Here is a 22538-nt window from a genome sequence, read left to right as displayed (position 1 = left end):
ACCCTTAACGGCTTTTGCTTATGCTGTTAAATCTCGTTTTATAAATACAGTATAGGAAACCCCTAAAAATACAGCTAAGTATAGAAGAAGCATACAAGAAGCAAATGGGAATGTTACTCCATCAATAAAGCTTCCACCCTTTAAAAGCCCATATAAATCTGTATTCGCTGGTAATAAATATTTCGCCCATTCATATCTTGCTGCCGGAATTAGCGCTATTCCCCCTGATAATGCAAGAAATAAAGAAATCCCGATTGCACCTCCGCTCGATCTCGTTAAAACGGAAATCATAAAGGCAAATGCAGCATACACAAGAGTTGGTAACCAAGATAAAATATAATATTTACTTGCTTCTACGAAAATATTTTGTTTTATTATATTTCCATTTTGAACGACAAATTCAGCCCAAGCTGGTTGTTGGAATTTATAAATAATCAACCCGCATAATACGGAAAAAATCATATTAAATATAAATAATAATGCCGCAAATATAACGATTGCCAAAAACTTAGATGTTAAAATTTTAAATCGGCTCGCTGGACGAATTGTTAAAAATTTATATGTTCCCCAGCTATATTCATTCGCAAAAATCGTACTCGCATATACGAGAATAAACGGAAGTAAAATTGGAAATACGATAAAACCTGTATCTCTCATAAATGAAAGCGGAGAACTACTTGCTGGCGCTGTATTCGTATCTAAATGCTTCATTTTAAGCTGGTATTCCTTTACAAGCTCGTCTCCTGACTTTTCTGTTAAAATATCCTCTTTTTTCATGCCGAGCTTTTTCTCAATTTCTACAGTGCGTTCTGTATAATCCGCTTTCCACCCTTTTGTTTCTGGCTCTAAATATTTTACCGTAACCCATCCTAATCCAATAATTAATACCGCAATAACTGCAAAAGGAATAATCGTTCGCTTTCGCTTAAATATTTTATACAGCTCGTTATAAACTAAATTAAACAATATCTTTTCCTCCTGTTAATTCTAAAAACTGCTCTTCTAGCGTTTTTCTTTCTTCATATACACGATAAACTTGAATGTTTTTCTCCATCAATGTACGAAGAATATTTGGAACTTCTTCATCTTTCACGTTTATAATTAATTCGTTTTCTTTTACTAAAACATCGTATTCTAAAACCTCTGCCGCTTTATTCGCATCATCTACACGTATATGTATTTCTTCTGTTTCTTCCTTTTTATCACTTTGAATATTTTGTGTTGCGACATATTCTCCATGCTGAATAATAATAACCCTGTCACACATTAATTCAACTTCTGAGAGTAAGTGACTAGAAACAAGGACAGCTTTTCCTTGTTCATGCGCAATTTTCTTTATGTACATCCGCATTTCATGTATACCACTAGGATCTAATCCGTTCGTCGGTTCGTCTAGTATTAATACATCTGGATTATGTATAAGTGCCTGAGCAATTCCTAAACGCTGTCTCATACCGAGTGAATATGCTTTTACTTTACGGTCAATTACTTGTCCCATTCCTAACAATTGTACTACTTCATCGATACGCTCTTCAGTCACATTCCCATTCATTCGTCCGAAATATGTTAAATTTTCATAGCCGCTTAAGAAAGGATAAAATTCTGGTGTCTCAATTACAGCACCAATTTTCGCAGCAGTTTTTTCAAATTGCTGTTTTACAGATTGACCATCAATCCATACTTCCCCTTCTGTCATACGGATCATTCCGACCATCATTCGCATTAATGTCGTTTTTCCAGCACCATTTGGTCCTAATAAGCCAACTACTTCACCTTTTTTCACTTCAAAACTAATATTTTCTACTAACGTCTTTGAACCAATTCGCTTTGTTAATCGATCAACTTTTACGATCGCTTGCTCATTTATCATTCCATACAACCTTTCTTCTTAACTCTTTTTTTCAGTTCTTCCCACTGTATCATGATTAATAACATGTGTAAAATGAAGAAAAAGCCATGATTTCTCATGCCTTTCTCCTCGTTTCATATGACTTTTCACCCTTTAACCTTTGTGTAAACCTACAACATTGCCACATTGATATTATAATGACGGTTATCATAACAACTGCTGTTATCACTACCGCATACATCGTAATCGGTGCATTGGTTATCCCTTGGATTCCTACTGCTTTCATAAAAATAATAATAAATAATTTCAAAAATAACATACCATGAATTAATCCGAAAACAAAAGCTCCTCCGTAAGTTAATAATTGCTCCTGACATAATAAACATAACATTTCTTTTCTTGTCATCTTCACTACTTCATACGATTTAAACTCCTCTCTTCTTACCTGTAAAAGAGAGGTTGTCATTTTATATGTAACGAAAATACACACAAAAACTATAAATAGAAACATAGCATAAAACCACTTTACAAACATAGGTGTATATTCCGCTTTACTTATTACAGCTTCATTAAATCGGAATGATATCATAAAAAAACAAATCATTGTATTCATAGCAATCCACATAAATTGTTTTAACCTTTTGGTAGCAAATATTTGTATATTTTTTCTCGCTAACCGAAATAAAGACATAATTTCCCCCTACCTTACTTCATAACATACGCATTCTATACTACTAGTGTATAAGAATATGACATTTTAAACATCGCACTTCAATCGGAATCTTTACTAAGCCTTTAGTCCTAGAAACCAAGCATATTTACCTCTTTAGCATTGAACAAAAAAACAAAAAACGGAAATGCACTTTAGTTACATTTCCGTTTTTTGTTTAACGAGGTGAATCTTTATACAACTTAATTATCATGACTACCTTGTAACTTCATCAACTATTCAGCCTTCGCATCTTCCACTTCAATCCTTTTTTTCTCTCTTGCAATTTTCAAAAACTCTAACAACTCTGGATTGTTATTCATTTTTTTATAAGCCACTGACATTTCTGCAACAAAATTAGAATCACATAACTCTTTATATACAACTTCTGTTTTATACAATTTATTTGCGGATACAGGTATTACCGTAATTCCAATACCTGCCGCTACAAGCCCCATAACAGTTTGATACTCCGTTGCTTCTTGTACAATGTGCGGACTAAAACCTACATCACGGCAAAGCGATAAAATTGTATCATATAACGCTGGCCATACTGGTCTCGTAATAAATACGAACGGTTCATCCCTTAAATCTTCGATATGTATTTCGTCCTTTTCAGCAAGAGGATGTGCCTTCGGTAAACATAACGTACATGAAAGTTTTTGAATTGGTTCTAACTCAAGTAATTGCGTTGGAATTGGCGGACGTAAAAATCCAATATCAATTCGATTATCATGAAGTGCATGCACCTGATCCGGTGTGGACAATTCATGTAATGCTACAGACACTCTCGGAAATTTCTTTCTATACTCTCTGACGATTGACGGTAAAATATCATATATCGCCGCACCTACAAAACCAATTGAAAGTGATCCAACTTCTCCCCTTTGAGCACTTTGTGCAACTTCTACTGCTTTTTCAATTTGTTCAAACGCTTTTTTTACTTCTTTTAAAAACATTTCTCCTGCTTCTGTTAATTCAACCTTTCTCTTCGTTCTTGAAAATAACATAACTCCCATTTCTTTTTCTAATTGCTGAATTTGTTGACTAAGCGGTGGTTGTGTCATTTGTAAACGAGCAGCTGCTCGTCCAAAGTGTAATTCCTCTGCCACTACAACAAAATATTGCAAATGCCGTAATTCCATTTTGGACACCCTTTTCACTTTCGATTAATACATCTAATATATTAATAACATATAATTTATATATTAGACAAATATTTCGAATGAACGTATAGTAGAAATTGTTAATTCTTTTTTACAATTTTTATGTAAAAAACAAAGAGGTGGTTACTGTATGAAATGGTGGAAGTTAAGCGGACAAATTTTATTATTATTTTGTTTCGCTTGGACAGGTGAATGGATTGCAAAACAGGCACACCTCCCAGTTCCAGGAAGTATAATCGGTATTTTTTTATTGTTAATCTCATTAAAATTTAATATAGTGAAAAAAGAATGGATACAAGACGGTGCAGACTTTTTATTAAAAGAACTTATTTTATTTTTCATCCCTTCTGCAGTCGCTGTCATTCGTTACAAAGATACATTATCACAGTATGGAATCGATCTCATTTTAATTATCGTGATTAGTACACTTTGTGTCACTCTCGTAACAGGACTTTTAACAGAATTGCTATTAAAGCGGAAAGGATCAACACAATGATCGGCTTTCTTTGTTTACTATTAACACTATTCACATATTGGGTATCTAAAAAAATGTATCAACGCTGGAATTGGAGTTTGCTTTCTCCCCTTCTTGTATGCCCAATCATTTTAATCGCTTTATTACTTGGATTAGATACACCATACGAAACCTACGAATCTGGTAGTCATTGGCTAACAGAATTATTAAAACCTGCAACAGTTGCTTTCGCATGGCCAATCTATAAACATTTTGATCTATTAAAAAAACACGGCACTGCTATTTTAATTAATGTCATTGTCGGTTCTTTTCTATCTGTTATTACTTCCGCACTACTAGCTAATTTTTTTCAAATTGACTCTACAATAGAACAAAGTTTAGCACCGCACATTGTAACAACACCTATTGCAATGGCTATTTCAGAAATGATTGGCGGCATGTCACAATTAACAGCAGTTTTCGTTGTATTAACTGCCTTAACTGGAGCGTTATTCGGCCCTACACTCATACGCATATGCCGTATTAAAACAGCGCTCGCAAAAGGTATAATGCTAGGTACTAGCGCGAATGGGACCGGAACATCAAAAGCATTTGAAATCGGTCCTGTAGAAGGTACAATTGCAAGTTTATCAATGCTTTTAACAGCTGGAGCTAGTTTAGTTATCGTTCCACTTTTCTTATCTTGGATACACTAAAAAAGCAAGTATTTACACACTTGCTTTTTTATTTATATATCGGTATATTAGCTCGTAATCCTCCGGAAAAGCTAACGATAATTTTCCAACTTCATGTATCCCTTTCCAATCAATCTCATGTATTAACTCATCCGGATCTTGGATTTTCATATTACCGCCTATTTTTTTAACAAAGTAATAATGAACATACACCGGAATCCCGTATGTAATACCTTCTTTTTCGTATATTTTATTTATAACCTCCACATTGTAGCCTGTTTCCTCCCAAACTTCCCTGATACAACATTCTTCTAGTGTTTCTCCCTTTTCAAGTCCTCCACTTAGGACAGACCACCTTTTTTCTTCCCCTTCTTTTCCTTGCAATACCATTAAAATTTCATTTCTTTCATTCATACAAATAGCTGCCGTACCTATCCATCTCTCCATATACATCCCTCCCCTACTAAAATTCACCTTCTTTTTTATTTCCCCTTTGAAAAAAAAGAGGAAATAAGTAAAAAGATGCCGAAAGTTTACATCAACTTCATGAGCAGTCCCTTCTTAGAAATTCAAACCGGAAGGATGAAATTATGATTTCTAAATATGTTGTGGAATGTGTTTTTTGTGAAGAAAACCGAAAACCTCGGCAAGCCATTGTCACAGTGCCTGCTACTTCTCAGCTACTAGCCATTCAAAAAGTACGAGCTGAATGTAAACGTCGCTTCGGAAAAACTTTATTACTGCAAACAGAAATTAAAGAAGACTTACTCATTGAACAAAAAGAAAGCTGACCATAAATTGGCCAGCTTTCTTATCCGATCATATTTTCACATGAAGATTAGGGGCATCCTCTTTAAGGATCGGGATTTACCCATTATGTGCGTTCCATAATGGTCATCGAACAATATATTTCTATACAATAAACTATTGAATAGAATAGGGCAAAACTTGTTCGCATTTTTAGAAAAGGGATAGGGATATAATTCAAGTAATACTTCGAATACTCGAACTTTATACTCATTATATTAAAGCAAATCCTTTTATATGAGAAATATGAATTACTTATATAATTCATTCGTAAAATATATTAATAGTTTTCTTTACTCTACTAACAACATACATCCAGCTAATATTGGTGTCATAATCATCGAAAACCTTAGAAGCATGCGAGGTGCATAATTTGTAAACTTAGCTCCTATATATGCTCCTAACATTGTCCCGATTAAAACTTGTACTAATAATACATAATCTAAATACCCTTCCGAACTATATCCAAACCCACCTCCAATTGCGATTGGTAATATAACGAGCATTGTCGTCCCTACAGATTGACGGATTGTTAAACCTAATAGAACCATTAATCCGAGTTGGATAAAAGGTGCTGAGCCAATACCAAATGCACCTGCTAAAATTCCAGTCACCAATCCGAGGAATATACATTTAATCACGTTATCTTTCGAAAGTTCTTTATGCCCTTTTAAAGACGACTGTGATCTTTTTTGAAACATAATCAACCGAATAAACATAAAAATTGCAGATAAAAATAACATTCCCGCTGTAAACCAATGTAGAAGATTCGCTGGTATTAGCGAACCAAACTTCGAACCAATAAAGGAACCAATCGCTCCAAATCCCCCAACAATTCCGCCTATTACAAATACAACATTCCCTTCTCTATAATGACTTACTACCCCAGATAATGTCGTAAATGCCATGGCAGTTAGAGATGTTGCAAGAGCAACGTGAATAGGGATATGGAATACTACAGTGAGTATCGCGATGATAAATCCAGCTCCTCCTGCTCCGACAAACCCTAATAAAACTCCCATTAATAGCATTGTTATAATAATTGCCACATATTCCCCCTCCAATATTCCAATTATCTATCACATGCGCACCTCTATACAAACAAAAAGCATCCTAAATGGATGCTCTTTCTACTTTTCTATATTAATAATATGTACTTACTCTTGATTAATCAAAATAACAGCTGGACCAGAAACAACTACTCCGGCCACTTCTATCTTTTCAAATTCCATCACTGTAATAGATATAACCCCTTCTCTTTCCATCAATTCCTTACTCAGGACATCAGTCGGTATTGATTTCACCGCCCTACCTCCTTTTCATTTTATACGAAATTACAAAAAACTACCCAATGCATCTAAATATATGCATCACCTCCACTTTCATTCCTTATTCCAGCCAAAATTCACATCCCCTTTCTATAACATATTGAAAAATAAAAAGCACTCGCCAAAGCGAATGCCTTTCCATTATTTACTCTCTATTACTTTTAACATTCTATTAATAAATGCTGCCGATTCCCCACGTGTTGCAGAACCTTTTGGCATAAACTCATTATTCTCATTCCCTTTTACGATACCTAACCCATAAACACGTTGAACCGCCTGTTTATCATACGCTAAATTTTGATCCGTAAATGGTAATGGAACTAAATTACCTTTAATATTTTTGTATTGCAATGCACGATCAATCATAATGACAGCTTCATCACGTTTAATCGTATCATTCGGAGCAAATATATCATTTCCTCGTCCACTTATAATCCCAGCACTAGCTGCACGATTAATACCATCTACTAGCGATGGATGAGCTGTGCTTAAATCTTTGAAATTCGATTTCCCCTCTGGTAATTGCAATGATCTTGAAACTAAATTCGCAAATTCACCACGTGTTACAAGACGTTCTGGCCAGTAAGAACCCTTACCGTCTCCAACCATAATACCTCTTTTATCTAATTCACGAATATCTGCTTCATACCAACCGCCAGTTATATCATCTTTATGATTCGCATCATAATAAGCTTTCGTTCCCTGTAAAAATGGCTCCCACGCATTATTCCTTATCATAATGGCCGGACAATTCTTTCCGCTCCAAAATTGATGTTTTTTCACATTTTCTAAAGGAATATTTAATTCCCCCATTAAATAGGCTGCTAGTTTGCGAGCATTTTCCACAGCTTTATTATAATCACCATCTTGATTGACAGCAATTTCAATTGCAATTGATTCTCTGTTACCGGTTCCTTCTGATCCATCTCCAGCATGCCAACCATTTTCATTTAATGGTAGATGTTGATAAATTTCTTTATCATCTACTGTAAAATGCCAAGATGCTGAACGGTCAGTCGTTCCTGTTGCTTGACTGTATAAATATTGTGCATGGTTTCTAGCATTTGCTCCAACACTATAATTATCTGTCTCATGAATTGTAATGTATTTTGGTTTCATCGCATAACCTGGACGAATATTTTCATTACCTGTTGGTACAATCATTTCCTTTAATGGTACACCGTAAATATCCGCTGTTTTCTCTTCTATTGGTGCAGTATACATAACCGCTGCACGTTTCGTACGAGTTGGAGTTGTGCTTTGAATAAGAGATGCTTTTGTACCCTCAAATTTTGCTGAAGGTGAATAAATCCATTTCACCTCATTATCTATTTGGACTTGGAACCACTCTCCAACTTGTCCAATTGCAATAATTGTTTGCGGTTGTAACACTTTCTCGTCTTTATATGAATTAAATGGTGCGGAATATGTAGCTGTCTCTTCATTAATTACTAACTTTTCGTTTGCCAAGTGATAAACTTCCTTAACCTCTACATTTCCTTCACTACTTTGTATCCACCCAGTTCCAGATTCTGTTTGTATATAGTAAGCGTTTCCTTTTTGTTTTTCGGCTTTCACTACTTGATTAGAAAGCTGAACACCTGTCGCTTTTTGTAACTCAGCAGAATCAAATAAAGATGCTGAACCTATTATATGTACAAAAAAATCTCCTTGTACTTCATTTGTTATTCCTTTGCTCTCTCCACGTCCATCTTCATCTTTCATATGGCTTTCAATACTTTTTAATGCTTGCTCGTCTGTTGAAATTGTTACGGTCTTTTCTACTGTGTCTGCATAGGAAAAACTTGGAATCGTTACCATGCTAAATACAATTGATGCAGCTAAAACATTATAAAATTCTTTTTTCATACTAATTATTTAACACGTTTATATCTTAATTCGTGTTAACTTCCCTCCCTAATCTAAAATATTTAAGGCTATCTAGCAGACTTCTAAACTAAATAACCCTTTACAATATAACAAACTCTATCTCATTCGTATAGATAGGAATGACTACTATTTGCCTACTTTTTCTATATTGGGATATAGAAAAGAAGCTATAAAAGATATAGCTTCTCCTCTCACTATTTCAATCTCGTTGTACCTTATACTCTATAACTCTACCATCTTTATCAAATTGCAAAACAAGACATTCACTATCTATAGGAATGAAACCACGTTCATTCCCAAGATAGTATAGTGTAGTAATTCCCGTTTCCAAACTGCTTGTTTTCGTAGGGGCCCCTAACAATTTTGTAATTTCCTCGTTTGATTTCCCTATCAATTTATGCTCCTGTAATAGGTCATCTACCATATGTACTCGTTTTTCTTCATAATTTAACCACCGATCCCGATTAAAATTTGAAGTGTATTTATTTATACTTAATTGTACGGTGCATACTAGCAATGGAATGAGACCTACCATCATTATAGTGAACAGTTGTTTCTTACCTTTATCACGTCTTGCCGAAACATGTAAGATAGACTTTTGAATAATAACTAATAAAATAAAAGGCATTACTACCACCAAAATACTCATTACACTCAATGACACATGAACCATATCAATAACGAAAATAAACGCAATGTACATTAATATATGCAAACAAATATAAATGTACAACATTCCCCACAATATAGAGCTTTTACCTTTCTCCACCCAAATAACACCTACTTTATCCCGCTATTTGCGAGCAGTTAGACTCCCACCTCAAAATTCGGCTGTAAAGGGTAGAAGTCGGGTTGCCCATAAACCCCCACTAATTAAAGTTTTACTTTATTTTTCACTTCGCAACATAATTCATCTTGCCAATCATATCTCTAATCTTTTGTAGTTCTCGTGCTGTATATATTACTTTACTTGTTAAAACTTCATTTCTGAAAAACGTTACAATTTGCTCTCTATCTTTAAATCTCGGCAATTCTTCATTAGAAAGATCAATAACTTCTTTTCCACTCTCATTTTCAAAATATACAATTGGTTTTACTTTTTCCTTTACAATATCTACTTGCATTTCTTCCAAACAATTATATAAAGTTTGAGATAGCATTTTCGCTTTATACGCTGGATTCCCTTCATTTCTTACTTGCAAAGTTAATGAAGTTCCATCCGTAATAAATTCAAATGTCTCTTCTTTTTCAATTTCATGTTGATACTTACCAATTTCCTCAATCATAAATGAATATATACCCGCATTTTCTTTCGTTAAGCCATGGATTAATTTCCCTGTCCATTCTTTCGTCTCAAGTAGATAAATACCAGTTTTACATAAGATAAGGTGTTGAATTCGATTATCATTTATGTCACGTTTATCTCTATATTTATTGCTTATCATAAAAACGTTCGGTATAATATGAAACTCTTCTTCTAGTATTATTCCTTGCTCAACGAAACCTCGCTTCATATAATGTAATATTTCATGCGCATTCACTTCAGCACCATTTTTGGTATATTCTCGTAAATCCGCAATTAAATTTTGAAACATATGTATTTCACTACTATGCTTATCTTGCATTTCACTACGTTCTTTACTATGTTGAACAGCCAATTGATTTTTCATCATACGCATATTTTCAAGTTCTCTAGCTGTATTCACTTGTAAATCATTATATTTTTTCTGTTCCATATTCTTTAAAGTATCCTGTTGTTCTTTATGCTCTGTAATCGTAGCTGCAATCTCACTTTCATACGTTTCAATCGCTTGTTTCTTTTCAAACTCTACTTGCTGACTCTCTGATTCTAACTGTTTATTTTTATAAAACAGTACAAACACTACAGCTAATAATATTAAAATCCCACCTATTAGCACATACTCCATATTATTACTCCTTTATTTCATTTCCGATTATTTTTAAACATATATCAATTACATTATACTATGTTATCAATATATACTTTGTAAAAATTATATATTTTTCATAAAAGGCACCTCAGTCGAGATACCTTTTAGATTCACTTTATTGTACACCATACTGAATATAACTTGAATCATAGTATACCCATTGATTTGTCCCTAAGCAAAGCCATCCATCTTGCTTACTCCATACTCGATATGATTCACCATGATGTAACTGTCTTATAACATTCCCGCTTAATGATGGAGCATCTCGCAGATTCACATTATCGCCAGTAATAGTTGCTACATAATGTTTATACTGAATATAACTTGAATCATTATATACCCACTGATTTGTCCCTAAGCAGAGCCATCCATTTTGTTCTCCCCAAACTTCATATGATTCGCCACGATTCAATTGGCGAATTACACTAGACTGTAAAGATGGTCCACTTCGTAAATTCACATTATCTCCATTAATTACAGCAACTCCGTATACTGGAGTCGCATTATTAGGCGTGGAAACATTCCCTCCACCACTTGCTCCATTTCCTTGTAAAGCTTCTAATGAAACAGCTGCTGATACGTCACAATTTCCTACACCTGAAATTTGCCCAGAATCTGTGTACTGCCATGCTGTCCACTCTGTCCATCCACCAGCATCAGCAGGCGGTATACTAGAATATTTGGAAATCCAAAGTGGAATGTCACTTAACCCGCTAATTCCAAATTCATTAATATACCAAATTCCTGTATATAACATTACATTTTTCCCAGTAGCTTGTTTCACATAATTTACGAAACTTCTTGCCCAATTCGATATAGTCGCACCCGTTAAACTACTATTGCTAGTATCCGTTGGCGATTCTAAATCTAAAACAGGAATTAAGTCCGTCTGATTACTCTGTAATATACTCACAAAATATTTCGCTTCTGAAATTGCATCATTTTGTTCTGGATGAGCAAAATGATATGCACCAATTAATACATTCGCATTTCTCGCAGCTTGTACATTTTGAACGAAAGTCGGGTCAATATAGTTCACACCTTCCGTCGCTTTTGCGTACGCCGCTGGAATGCCAGATGACTTCACAGCATTCCAATTAATGTTTCCTTCCCAATGAGACACATCAATAAACGTAATATTTGAACTGGATCTATTTTGCATATAAAAGCTCCTATCAAATTTTGTTATTCTATATACAATATGTACAACTCTAGTTAAAGGACACGACAAACCTCTCACATATTTCGAAGATTTTATTACATTTTAATATCTGAGAGAATAGAAAAAAGACCTTGTAATTCTACAAGGCCTGTTGCAAACTCCCTTTATTTTGTAGCAAGTACATATTATAGTAAAGTCCTTGTTTACTAAGTAACTCTTGATGTGTTCCGCTTTCTACAATTTCCCCTTCATGCATAACAAATATTTGATCCGCATCTTGGATTGTAGACAATCTGTGCGCTATCGCTATCGTTGTTCTACCTTTTCGCATTTGCTGCAATGCCGTTTGGATAGCCTCTTCTGTTTCTGTATCAATATTTGCCGTCGCTTCATCTAACACTAATACTTTCGGATTGGTTGCTATCGTTCTAGCAAAAGCAATTAATTGCCTTTGACCACTAGAAAATGCAACTCCTCTTTCGACAACTTCTGTATCATACTGCTCTGGTAATTTTTCAATAAACGTATTCGCTTGCACAAACTTTGCCGCTTCCTCTATCTCTTCATCCGTAATCTCTTCATTATACATACGAATATTTTGCTTTACATTTCCAGCAAATAAAAATGCATCTTGCAGCACAAGACCAATTTTCTTTCGAATTTCTTGTTCTTCGAACTTCTCTAAATCTACTCCGTCTATTACTATATTTCCTGATTTAATATTGTAAAATCTCATTAATAAATTCATAATCGTACTCTTTCCGCTACCAGTATGCCCTACGAAAGCAACCGTTTGCCCTGACTTTACGTGAAAAGATACATTTTTTAAAACGTCACGCTTTCCATCATATGAAAAAGTAACATCTTTAAACTGAATTTCCCCGTTAGCTACTCGTGGCTGTTCACTCCCCATTTGAACAGGAGCTAAATCTTTATCATCCATTAAATGAAATACACGCGATGATGAAACAAGCGCTTGCTGGAAGAAAGATAGTTTCATCATCATCTCATTTACCGGCTGGAAGAAACGATGAATATAGTTAACGAAAGCATATAAAACCCCTACTTCAACAGGACTCTTTAAAGCATCGATTCCGAATAAACCAAGTACTAACGCAATTGCTACAATATGAACAAGATCTGTTGCTGGACGTAAAAGTAATGCATCTAATTTCAATGTACGACGTCCAGCACTAAAATGTTTATTGTTCACTTCTTCAAATTCTTTTCTCATCCGCTTTTCTTGCCGGAACACCTGAACAATATTCATACCTTGAATGGACTCATTTAACTTTGCATTTAATATACTCAGCTGATTACGTACCTCTAAATAAAAAGCTGCACTTTTCCGTTGATACAACACCATAATTGCAAACATTACCGGAATTAATATGAGCGAGAATAGCGCTAATTTTACATCTAATAAAAACATCGCTACTAAAATCCCTACTAAAAAGACTACATTTTTCACGAATGTTGATAGTACACTAACATAAAAATCCTTAATCGCTTCTGTATCATTCGTTATGCGAGATACGAGCGTACCAATCGGCGTACGATCAAAGAAGCTTAATGACAATTTTTGAACATGTTCATACACTTCAACTCGCATATCTTGGACAATCTTAAAAGCGATATTTTGAAAGTACAATAAGTCTAAATAAGTAAATAATACTTTTAATAAATGAGCAATAATATACACTACAAATAGGGTTACAAGTGCTGATTGTTCAAAGTTACCTGGCACTAAGTGTTCATCAAGAAATTGTTTAATTAAAAAAGGACCCATCATTTCAGTTACAGTTGCACCAACTAGAAATAAAAATGCTAACGCCAATAACCCTTTATAGGGCCTCATATAAGAAAGCAACCTTCTTAAATCACTCCGTTTTTTCTCAGCCATCATACGCCTCCTTTCTCTACTAACGCCTCTAACTGCTGGCTTTCGTACATTTCTTTATACCAACCATTTTCTTTCATTAATTGCTCATGTGTCCCTCGCTGCATAACCCTACCTTCATCAACAACAAGAATAAGATTTGCATGCTGAATAGCACTTAAACGATGGGCGGTAATAATCGTCGTTTTCTCTGCCCTTTCTCGTTTCAATGCAGTTAAAATAGTTTCTTCTGTTTTTGCATCTACGGCTGATAAACAATCATCTAATATTAAAATTTCAGCATTTGTTAATAATGCACGCGCAATAGAGATTCTCTGTTTTTGACCTCCTGATAGTGAAACGCCCCTTTCACCTACTACAGTGTCATACCCTTCTGGAAATTGAAATATATCATTATGAATACAAGCAATATCAGCAGCTCGGCTAATTTCTTTATATGTAGCATCGGCCTTTCCAAAAGCAATGTTCTCCCCAATACTCGCTGAAAATAAAAAGTGATCTTGCGGTACATATGAAATTGCAGAACGCACACCGTGAAGTGTTAAATCTCGAATATCCCGCTCCCCAACTTTTAATTCACCATTAAAATGATCATACTCTCGAATTAAACATTTTAATAACGTCGTCTTCCCTGCACCGGTACGCCCTACAACTCCTAACGTTTCACCTTTTCTTAAGTTAAAGTAAATATCTTTTAAGTTTAATAGTTCATTCTTTTTATAAGAAAACGAATCAACAGCAAACGAAACATCACCACTTGCTATAGCATGTATAGCATTTTCCTTATTCACTACATCTGAAGTTTGTGAAAATATTTTCTCCACACGATCATACGAAGCACGTCCACGCTCCATAATATTAAATAGCCATCCAAAAGCTAACATTGGCCATACAAGTGTCCCTAAGTACGTTGTAAATGTTACTAATTCCCCTACAGTTAATTCACCTCGTACGACTAATAATGATCCGTAACAAATTGCGATCAAAAATGAAAATCCGACAATTAGGGAAATCGTTGGATCGAATAACGAGTCAATACGTGCAACTAACATATTTTTATGTACGACATCTTCAGATTTTTTCCGAAACGCTTGTAAATCCTCTTTCTCTTGTCCAAGTGAGCGAATTACCTTCATCCCACTCATACTTTCTTGTACTTTATCATTGATTTCAGAAAACGATTGCTGTGCCTTATGAAATCTTCTATGCAATAAAGTTCCATAATAATTTGTAGAAATAGCTACAATTGGCATCGGAATTAAACTTAATAACGTTAACTTCCAACTAATTGTAAATCCCATCGCTACGAGTACACATCCTCCAACAGCTAATGAATCAACGAGTGTTAAAACACCTGCCCCCGCAGTTTGCTGAATCGCCTGAATATCATTTGTCGCATGTGCCATCAAATCGCCTGTGCGACGTGATTGATAAAAGGATGGGCTCATCTTAGTAAAATGTTCATATAGATTCTTTCGCAGTTGACGAGCTAGTTTTAAAGAAGATCCAAAAATCATAATACGCCATAAGTAACGTAATATATACATCATAATTCCTACAACTACTAATAGAATAACCCAGTTCAACAATTTTTCAGACGTTAATGTTCCACTATTAATTTCATCTACTACAATCCCTAGTACTCTTGGCGCTACAAGTTCAAGAAGCGCGACACCAAATAACATAATAATTCCGATTATGTACGCTCGTTTTTCTTGCTTAAAAAACCAAGCTAAATTAAAAAACACTTTCATATTTATCCTCCTCCCTTAAAATGAGCGATGTTTTCAGTGTAACAAAAATACAGAATATTTAAAAGTTTTAAATATGTTTTATAACCAAAAGAAAAGGGCACTCGGTAAGAGTGCCCTTTTGCGCTTATTTTGTTTGTTGCTTGTTCATCGCGCTCATCATTTGATTGATTTTCTTTTGGGAAGGTTTTTGTCCCATTTGCATCATCATCATTTTTAACATTTGTTCGTTAATTGGTGGATTTTTTTGTAAGTAATTCATCATGTATTTGCGGGCAATGAAAAATCCTAACGCCACGCCTGCTACTAGTGCTACTACGCCCACTAGAATACCTAACCACATTGGCATATCTTTTCCTCCTTCATGTTGTCTACCTTACAGTGTACTAAAACCTTTTCAATAAGACAAGATACTATTCGACATTTTTTACACATATGTTCGTACTTGTTTGAGAGGATTTAACCAACCGTACTTTTTATTTTCATAATCCATCGCTAAAAATGTTAACTCACACTTTCTAAGCACCTCAAAGAAAGTTGTTTCCATGGATACATTTCCAGAAGTATTTATTCGAATATATTGTGGTTTCACCATTATTTCTCCATATTCGGCTCCTGTATAAAGCGTATGAGTATGATTTGTTCTTTCATATTTACCAAGAACACGCAAAGCTTGTTCTAATTTATGATGAATTTTCATTACTTGTAACGGCATCGTAATATACGTCATTTGTTTATATAATACTTTCTTCTCCGAAAGGAACCCAGATTCTGAAAATCGAGCAAATAAATCAAAAAACAAATATTCACGACCAAAGTAAGCTTTCGCAATATCCTCTTGAATTAAATACAATTCATACGTTTTCATTTTTCCCCTCCCGATCTGGACAACCTTTTCCCTACATTATATAAGAGAAGATTTGCAATGATTGTCTGACTACGGAGAGAGAAAAAACTTTTCCTGTCGAAAAAACTCAATTACATAGAAAAATCTCCCCATGCTGGAGAGATTTTTCTAAAATCATTAAAGCATTTCTTTTACTTTACGAACAACGTTCTCTACAGTAAATCCATACTCTTCCATAATCTTCTCACCAGGAGCAGAAGCACCGAATGTGTCGATACCTAGTACATCTCCATCAAGGCCTACGTAACGGTGCCATCCGAATGTAGCACCCATTTCAATTGCGAAACGTTTCGTTACTGCTTTTGGTAGTACAGATTCTTTGTACTCAGCAGTTTGAGCTTCGAAGCGATCCATAGATGGCATGCTAACAACAGCTGCATCAACGCCGTCTGCTGCTAGAGCTTTTTGCGCTTCGATTGCTAAGCTTACTTCAGATCCAGTTGCAATTAAGATTACATCAGAAGTTTCTTTCTTGCTTGCAGAAACTACATATGCACCTTTTGCTACTTTTTCATAAGTATCGTCTTTTGCACCTTCTAATGTTGGAAGATCTTGACGAGTTAACACTAATGCAGTTGGTGTTTTTGTAGATTCTAGAGCTAGTCTCCAAGCTGCAACTGATTCGTTACCGTCTGCTGGACGAATAACAGATACATTTGGCATTGCACGAAGCGCTGCTAATTGCTCAACTGGTTCATGTGTTGGACCATCTTCACCAACAGCAATACTGTCATGTGTAAATACATACGCTACAGGCAATTGCATTAATGCTGCAAGACGAATTGCTGGACGTAAGTAGTCAGAGAATACGAAGAACGTACCACCGTAAGTTTTTAAACCGCCATGAAGTGCGATACCGTTCATTGCTGCACCCATTGCGAACTCACGTACACCGTACCAAATGTTTTTTCCGCTGTAATCAGCTCTTGTAAAGTCTTTTTCGTTATTCATGTATGTTTTGTTAGAACCAGCAAGGTCAGCAGATCCACCGAAGAATGATGGTACAGACTCTGCAATTGCATTAATTACAGCACCTGAAGAATTACGTGTTGCTGCTTTTGATCCTAATTCATAAGTTGGTAAGCTTTGTTCCCAACCTTCTGGAAGAAGACCGTTCATTGCTGCTTGCAGTTCGTTTGCTAATTCTGGATATGCTTGTGCATATTCACCGAGCATCGTGTTCCACGCAGCTTGCGTCGTTTCACCAACATCTTGTACTGTTTTACGGAAGTTGTCATATACTTCTTCTGCTACATGGAAGTCTTGTTCAGCAGTCCAAGCGTATGCTTCTTTCGTTAATTTTGTTTCGTCTACACCAAGTGGAGAACCATGTGAAGCTGATTTTCCTGATTTGTTTGGAGAACCGAAACCAATTGTCGTTCTTACTTCAATTAGCGTTGGGCGTTTTTCGTCAGCTTTCGCTTCTTCAATTGCTTTTGCGATTGCTTCAATATCATTTCCATCCTCAACACGGATTACTTGCCATCCGTATGCTTTGTAACGATCTTCTACACTTTCAGAGAATGAACGATTTAAATCGCCATCTAATGAAATATCGTTTGAATCGTAAAGTACAACAAGACGACCTAATTGTAAATGAGCAGCTAATGAAGATGCTTCAGCAGAAACGCCTTCCATTAAATCTCCATCACCACAAATAGCGTATGTATGATGATCTACTACATTATACGCATCACGGTTGTATTTAGCCGCTAAATGTCTTTCAGCCATTGCCATACCTACAGCAGTTGCAATACCTTGTCCAAGTGGACCAGTTGTTGAGTCTACACCTGCTGTGTGACCATACTCAGGATGTCCTGGAGTTTTGCTTCCCCATTGACGGAAGTTCTTTAAATCATCCATTGTTAAGTCATAACCAGATAGATGAAGTAGACTGTATAGTAACATTGAGCCATGACCTGCAGATAATACGAAACGATCGCGGTTAAACCACGTTGGGTTATTTGGATTGTGTTTCATAAATTGAGTCCATAATGTATAAGCCATTGGTGCTGCACCCATTGGCATTCCTGGGTGACCAGAGTTTGCTTTTTCAATCGCATCAATGGATAATGTGCGAATCGTGTTGATAGAAAGTTGTTCGATTGAATGTGACATGCTATTCTTCCCTTCGCGTATGTTAGTAAACGTTTTATACATTTATATGATAGCTTCCCACGCAAGATTATACAACATGTATCGACAAATATGTTGATGTTTTTTTGATTTTTCATAAAAAACACAGTGATTTAGGGAATGTATGGGCATTCAATATGACATACTTTTTAATTGTTTTTATTTTAAAAATAAATATAATTATCTGTATTTTTATACAAATATACTAATTTCTGATATATCTCCTTTTTGATAACCTTTAAAAATACAAAAAAGCATCTGAATTAGATGCTTTTAAAACAAATTAAATAATCCGCTTACGAATAGAACTTGAAATAAAATCAATTATAATTACCATTAAAATGATACCTAATAAAATAATTCCCACACGAGACCAATTACGTGAACTAAGTGCAAAAATTAATGGCGTACCAATACCACCTGCTCCAATAACACCTAAAATCGCAGCGGATCGTACATTAATTTCAAACCTGTATAACGTATACGATAGAAAATCCGGTAACACTTGTGGTAATACGGCATACCAAAGTATTTGAAACCGATTTGCACCCGTTGCTATTAACGCTTCCGTCGGTCCCTTATCTATATTTTCAATTCCTTCCGAATATAGTTTCCCTAACATTCCGATAGAGTGTAACCCTAAAGCTAGAACTCCGGCAAAAGAGCCTGGACCAACAGCTTTTATAAATAAAAGAGCCATAACTAATTCAGGAAATGTACGAACAAAACTAAGTACAAATTTCCCAGTTCCTGAAGTTAATTTTCCACTACTCATATTCGTTGCCGCCCAAAAAGCAAATGGAACAGATAAAAAAGCAGAAATAAATGTACCTAATATCGCAATTGCCAACGTATCAATTAAACCGTGTAATAAATCTTCACCATCTGGCAAAGATACATACGACCAATCTGGGTTCAATACGCCTGTCATAATTGCTTTTGTAATTTCTCCCGCCGTATTCTTTATTCCCTCTAACGGGACTCCTGAAAAGGCCCATACATATACAACTGTAAGTGCTATAAAAATAATCCAGCGATATATACTCGGTTTCTTCGGTTTTGGTACGATTATCGTCGTTTTACTCATTATAATTTCCCCCGCAACACTGTACTTATATAATCAATTAGCAATACAACAACAAGGGTATAAATAATAATAGAAGCAGTTTGTTGATATTGTAAAAATCCAAGTGTACGATCATAATATAATCCAATCCCACCTGCTCCTACTAAACCTAGAACAGCTGCTGCACGTACATTCACCTCAAATGTATAAAGTACATAGGAGACGAAGTGCGCTTTCACTTGCGGAATGACCCCATAAACTATCCATTGCACCTTATTCGCTCCTACAGCTGTCATCGCTTCTAATGGACCTGGATCAATTGATTCAATTGACTCATACAATAATTTCGCTACGAGTCCAACAGAGAAACAAGTAAGAGCCAAAATACCTGGAAGTGGTCCTATTCCAAAAATCGCTACAAAAATAGCCGCTAATAATAAATCTGGTATTGTTCGTATAAAATTTAAAATCAATCGAGCTGGACTGTACAAAAATACACTAGTAAATACATTACTTGCCGCAAATAGTGCAAGTGGAATGGCTAAAATCGCCCCTAAAGTCGTTCCAATAATCGCCATACGTATTGTATCTAACATTGCTGTTGTAATAATTTGAAAATAACTCCAATCTGGTGGCACCATTTCCTTCAATAAATCCATCATATTTGGAAAACCAACTACTAGTTTTGAAAATGATGCGTCGACCTGTACACTACTACCCCACAACAGTAAAATAACTAAAATAACCGTTAACATATGTTTAAATTTACTCGGCGGCTTCGGTATCGATTTCGAATATATCGTCACTTCATTCATTTAGCTGCCACCTCTAATAATGCGCTTTTCTGAGCTACGTCCCCATAAATTTCAGCGAATTTTTCATCCGTTGCCTCTTCTACTAATCCATCAAAAACAATTTCACCAGCATGTAATCCAATAATACGAGTAGCATATTGCCTCGCTAAATCAATAGAATGTAAGTTTACAATTGTCGTAATTCCAAAATCTTCATTAATTTTCTTCAAATCATCCATTACTTGCTTTGTTGTCAGAGGATCTAACGAAGCAACAGGCTCATCTGCCAATATGATTTTCGCTTCTTGTGCCAATGCTCTAGCAATTGATACACGTTGCTGTTGTCCCCCTGATAATTCATCAGCTCGTGCATATGCTTTTTCTGAGATATTCACTCTATTCAGCGCCTGGAATGCAAGCTCCACGTCCTCTTTCGGAAACAGACCTAACGTTGTACGCAATGTAGAATGATATCCAACCCGCCCAGCTAATACATTCTTCAGTACCGTTGATCGCTTCACAAGGTTAAAGCTTTGAAAAATCATACCAATATCTCGGCGCATGCGTCGTAATCCTTTTCCTTTTGCAGCAGTAATAGACTCCCCTTCAATAATGATTTCTCCTTCTGTGATTTCATGAAGGCGATTTACCGATCTGAGAAGTGTTGATTTTCCAGCACCGGATAGCCCGACCATTACAACAAACTCACCTTTTTGAATTTTCAAGTTTATATTATTCAATCCTTTTGTACCATTCGGATACACTTTGGAAACATTTCGAAACTCTATCACACATCTTACCTACCTTCTATGTATTATCAATAACTGAAAAACGGCAAACTAACTGAAATCACACACTTTCCAGTTAGTCGCCATTTCCATATGTATTATTGCGTTTTCACTTTCTTTCCATATTCACGAACGATATCAAATTTACTATCATCAGATTTAACGTATCCTTCATGTGAGTATACTTCTTTAATGATTTTGTGCCCTTCCTCATTCTTTCCTATTTCAATGAAAGCATCCTGTAATTTCTTGCTCCACTCTGCATCTAAATCAGAACGTACAGAAATCGTATCGTTTGGAATTTTCTCCGTAAATTTTACTATTTTCGTTTGATCGAATATATTCGGATAATCTTTTTTTACAATATTGCGAGCATCTTGGAATACAACAGCTGCATCTACATCACCATTTAAAAGAGCAATAAGTGACTGATCATGACCTTTTAATGTAACAGGTTTCACATCTTTCAACGGATCGATTCCCTCTTTTAACAATACAGCCGCAGGCCATACATAACCCGCTGATGATGTTACATCTTGATAGCCAATTTTTTTACCTTTTAAATCTTTTACACTATTAATATTAGAATCTTTCTTAACAACAAACTCTGATTTATAAACATCTACTAAATCCTTTGTCGGAGCTCCAGTTTCATCATCTACCCCAAAACGTTGCGCCTGTAAAATTACGTTTGCAGCCTTTTTCTCATGCGCTAACACATACGCTGTTGGAGGTAAAAAGCCTACATCTACTTGCTTAGATGCCATCGCTTCTACAATTGTATTGTAATTCGTTGAAATACTAACTTTTACCGGAATGTTTAATTTATCACTTAATAGCTTTTCCAATGGTTTTGCCTTCGCCTCTAGCGTATCTGCATTTTGAGAAGGAACAAATTGAACACTTAGTGTCTTCGGTACATAACCTTTTTTCGTATCTTCATTTTTACTTGCACTTGATTCCTTCGTTCCACATCCACTTAATAATCCCGCTGCTAGTACAACTGTTGTGCTCATTGCAAAAACTTTTTTCAACATGTTAATGCCTCCATTTTTCGTTGTTATAAAATAACCTTCCATAAACATGAAGAAATATATCACATATTTTTACAAATAATTGCTTATTTACAGAATCTTTACACATTCTATACATTCACATTAAAATTCTTTTCATATATTTGATAT

General features: G+C 35.3%; 23 protein-coding genes. 3 read left to right on the top strand and 20 right to left on the bottom strand.

Annotated features, from left to right (window positions below; all coding sequences use genetic code 11):
• Window positions 1–18: 18 nt before the first annotated feature.
• The 4 genes from MKX66_RS01535 to alsR form a co-directional block, all read right to left on the bottom strand.
• Window positions 19–966: an ABC transporter permease gene (locus MKX66_RS01535; protein ID WP_002128553.1), complete on the bottom strand. Its 948-nt coding sequence runs from the start codon at window positions 964–966 to the stop codon at window positions 19–21.
• Entirely contained in the window at window positions 959–1870 is a 912-nt protein-coding gene (locus tag MKX66_RS01530) for an ABC transporter ATP-binding protein (RefSeq protein WP_002014392.1), read from the bottom strand. The genes MKX66_RS01535 and MKX66_RS01530 overlap by 8 nt, the downstream gene beginning before the upstream one ends.
• A gap of 94 nt (window positions 1871–1964) precedes the next feature.
• Entirely contained in the window at window positions 1965–2540 is a 576-nt protein-coding gene (locus MKX66_RS01525; RefSeq protein ID WP_002142748.1) for an FtsX-like permease family protein, read from the bottom strand.
• A gap of 254 nt (window positions 2541–2794) precedes the next feature.
• Complete coding sequence (gene alsR / locus MKX66_RS01520) at window positions 2795–3703, bottom strand: acetoin biosynthesis transcriptional regulator AlsR (protein ID WP_002033496.1); 909 nt, start codon at window positions 3701–3703, stop codon at window positions 2795–2797.
• Between the two features lie 151 nt (window positions 3704–3854).
• Between alsR and MKX66_RS01515 the strand changes: the two genes are divergently transcribed.
• Window positions 3855–4220 (top strand): CidA/LrgA family holin-like protein, encoded by a 366-nt coding sequence (locus MKX66_RS01515; RefSeq protein WP_000872360.1) that lies wholly within the window; start codon window positions 3855–3857, stop codon window positions 4218–4220.
• A complete protein-coding gene (locus tag MKX66_RS01510) occupies window positions 4217–4894 on the top strand; it encodes an LrgB family protein (RefSeq protein WP_002137763.1) in 678 nt (225 codons plus the stop codon). Before MKX66_RS01515 ends, MKX66_RS01510 begins: the two co-directional genes overlap by 4 nt.
• A gap of 12 nt (window positions 4895–4906) precedes the next feature.
• On the opposite strand, the gene MKX66_RS01505 is transcribed toward MKX66_RS01510, so the two are convergent.
• Window positions 4907–5320 (bottom strand): NUDIX hydrolase, encoded by a 414-nt coding sequence (locus tag MKX66_RS01505; protein WP_215590063.1) that lies wholly within the window; start codon window positions 5318–5320, stop codon window positions 4907–4909.
• Between the two features lie 143 nt (window positions 5321–5463).
• Here MKX66_RS01505 and MKX66_RS01500 point away from each other — a divergent pair, with 143 nt between their 5' ends.
• Window positions 5464–5664: a DUF3903 domain-containing protein gene (locus MKX66_RS01500; protein WP_002137765.1), complete on the top strand. Its 201-nt coding sequence runs from the start codon at window positions 5464–5466 to the stop codon at window positions 5662–5664.
• A gap of 309 nt (window positions 5665–5973) precedes the next feature.
• Here MKX66_RS01500 and MKX66_RS01495 read toward each other — a convergent pair whose 3' ends face one another.
• From MKX66_RS01495 to MKX66_RS01425, 15 genes are all read right to left on the bottom strand, one after another.
• Complete coding sequence (locus MKX66_RS01495; RefSeq protein ID WP_061689959.1) at window positions 5974–6729, bottom strand: sulfite exporter TauE/SafE family protein; 756 nt, start codon at window positions 6727–6729, stop codon at window positions 5974–5976.
• A 108-nt stretch (window positions 6730–6837) separates the two neighbouring features.
• Complete coding sequence (locus MKX66_RS01490) at window positions 6838–6984, bottom strand: BC1881 family protein (protein WP_002033491.1); 147 nt, start codon at window positions 6982–6984, stop codon at window positions 6838–6840.
• A 165-nt stretch (window positions 6985–7149) separates the two neighbouring features.
• Complete coding sequence (locus tag MKX66_RS01485) at window positions 7150–8877, bottom strand: S-layer homology domain-containing protein (RefSeq protein WP_061689958.1); 1728 nt, start codon at window positions 8875–8877, stop codon at window positions 7150–7152.
• Between the two features lie 220 nt (window positions 8878–9097).
• Complete coding sequence (locus tag MKX66_RS01480) at window positions 9098–9667, bottom strand: hypothetical protein (protein WP_215590064.1); 570 nt, start codon at window positions 9665–9667, stop codon at window positions 9098–9100.
• A 124-nt stretch (window positions 9668–9791) separates the two neighbouring features.
• Complete coding sequence (locus MKX66_RS01475) at window positions 9792–10826, bottom strand: nuclease-related domain-containing protein (RefSeq protein WP_215590065.1); 1035 nt, start codon at window positions 10824–10826, stop codon at window positions 9792–9794.
• A gap of 139 nt (window positions 10827–10965) precedes the next feature.
• Window positions 10966–12012, bottom strand: coding sequence for a GH25 family lysozyme (locus MKX66_RS01470; RefSeq protein ID WP_341085342.1), 1047 nt, complete (start codon window positions 12010–12012; stop codon window positions 10966–10968).
• Between the two features lie 139 nt (window positions 12013–12151).
• Complete coding sequence (locus tag MKX66_RS01465; protein WP_215590067.1) at window positions 12152–13915, bottom strand: ABC transporter ATP-binding protein; 1764 nt, start codon at window positions 13913–13915, stop codon at window positions 12152–12154.
• Window positions 13915–15666 (bottom strand): ABC transporter transmembrane domain-containing protein, encoded by a 1752-nt coding sequence (locus tag MKX66_RS01460; protein WP_215590068.1) that lies wholly within the window; start codon window positions 15664–15666, stop codon window positions 13915–13917. The genes MKX66_RS01465 and MKX66_RS01460 overlap by 1 nt, the downstream gene beginning before the upstream one ends.
• 124 nt (window positions 15667–15790) lie before the next feature.
• A complete protein-coding gene (locus MKX66_RS01455) occupies window positions 15791–16012 on the bottom strand; it encodes a YneF family protein (RefSeq protein ID WP_001132292.1) in 222 nt (73 codons plus the stop codon).
• Window positions 16013–16090: 78 nt separating this feature from the next.
• On the bottom strand, window positions 16091–16531 hold the full coding sequence (gene sirA / locus MKX66_RS01450) for a sporulation inhibitor of replication protein SirA (RefSeq protein WP_002014415.1): 441 nt from the start codon (window positions 16529–16531) through the stop codon (window positions 16091–16093).
• Between the two features lie 156 nt (window positions 16532–16687).
• The gene (tkt, locus tag MKX66_RS01445) at window positions 16688–18688 is read right to left on the bottom strand and encodes a transketolase (RefSeq protein WP_341085340.1); all 2001 of its coding nucleotides are present in this window, start codon (window positions 18686–18688) and stop codon (window positions 16688–16690) included.
• Window positions 18689–18989: 301 nt separating this feature from the next.
• Window positions 18990–19793 carry a phosphonate ABC transporter, permease protein PhnE gene (phnE, locus tag MKX66_RS01440; protein WP_002033481.1) on the bottom strand — a complete coding sequence of 268 codons (804 nt, stop codon included), beginning with the start codon at window positions 19791–19793 and terminating at the stop codon, window positions 18990–18992.
• Window positions 19793–20587 carry a phosphonate ABC transporter, permease protein PhnE gene (phnE, locus tag MKX66_RS01435; RefSeq protein WP_215590069.1) on the bottom strand — a complete coding sequence of 265 codons (795 nt, stop codon included), beginning with the start codon at window positions 20585–20587 and terminating at the stop codon, window positions 19793–19795. The genes phnE (MKX66_RS01440) and phnE (MKX66_RS01435) overlap by 1 nt, the downstream gene beginning before the upstream one ends.
• Window positions 20584–21357 carry a phosphonate ABC transporter ATP-binding protein gene (phnC, locus tag MKX66_RS01430; RefSeq protein ID WP_002033479.1) on the bottom strand — a complete coding sequence of 258 codons (774 nt, stop codon included), beginning with the start codon at window positions 21355–21357 and terminating at the stop codon, window positions 20584–20586. The genes phnE (MKX66_RS01435) and phnC overlap by 4 nt, the downstream gene beginning before the upstream one ends.
• 95 nt (window positions 21358–21452) lie before the next feature.
• A complete protein-coding gene (locus tag MKX66_RS01425; protein WP_341085339.1) occupies window positions 21453–22391 on the bottom strand; it encodes a phosphate/phosphite/phosphonate ABC transporter substrate-binding protein in 939 nt (312 codons plus the stop codon).
• Window positions 22392–22538 lie beyond the last annotated feature (147 nt).

The sequence above is a fragment of the Bacillus sp. FSL R9-9530 genome (genome assembly GCF_038008145.1).
Lineage (GTDB): Bacteria > Bacillota > Bacilli > Bacillales > Bacillaceae_G > Bacillus_A > Bacillus_A mycoides.
The sequence above is the reverse complement of the archived record's forward strand: the minus strand, read 5'-3'. Positions and strand labels throughout refer to the sequence as shown.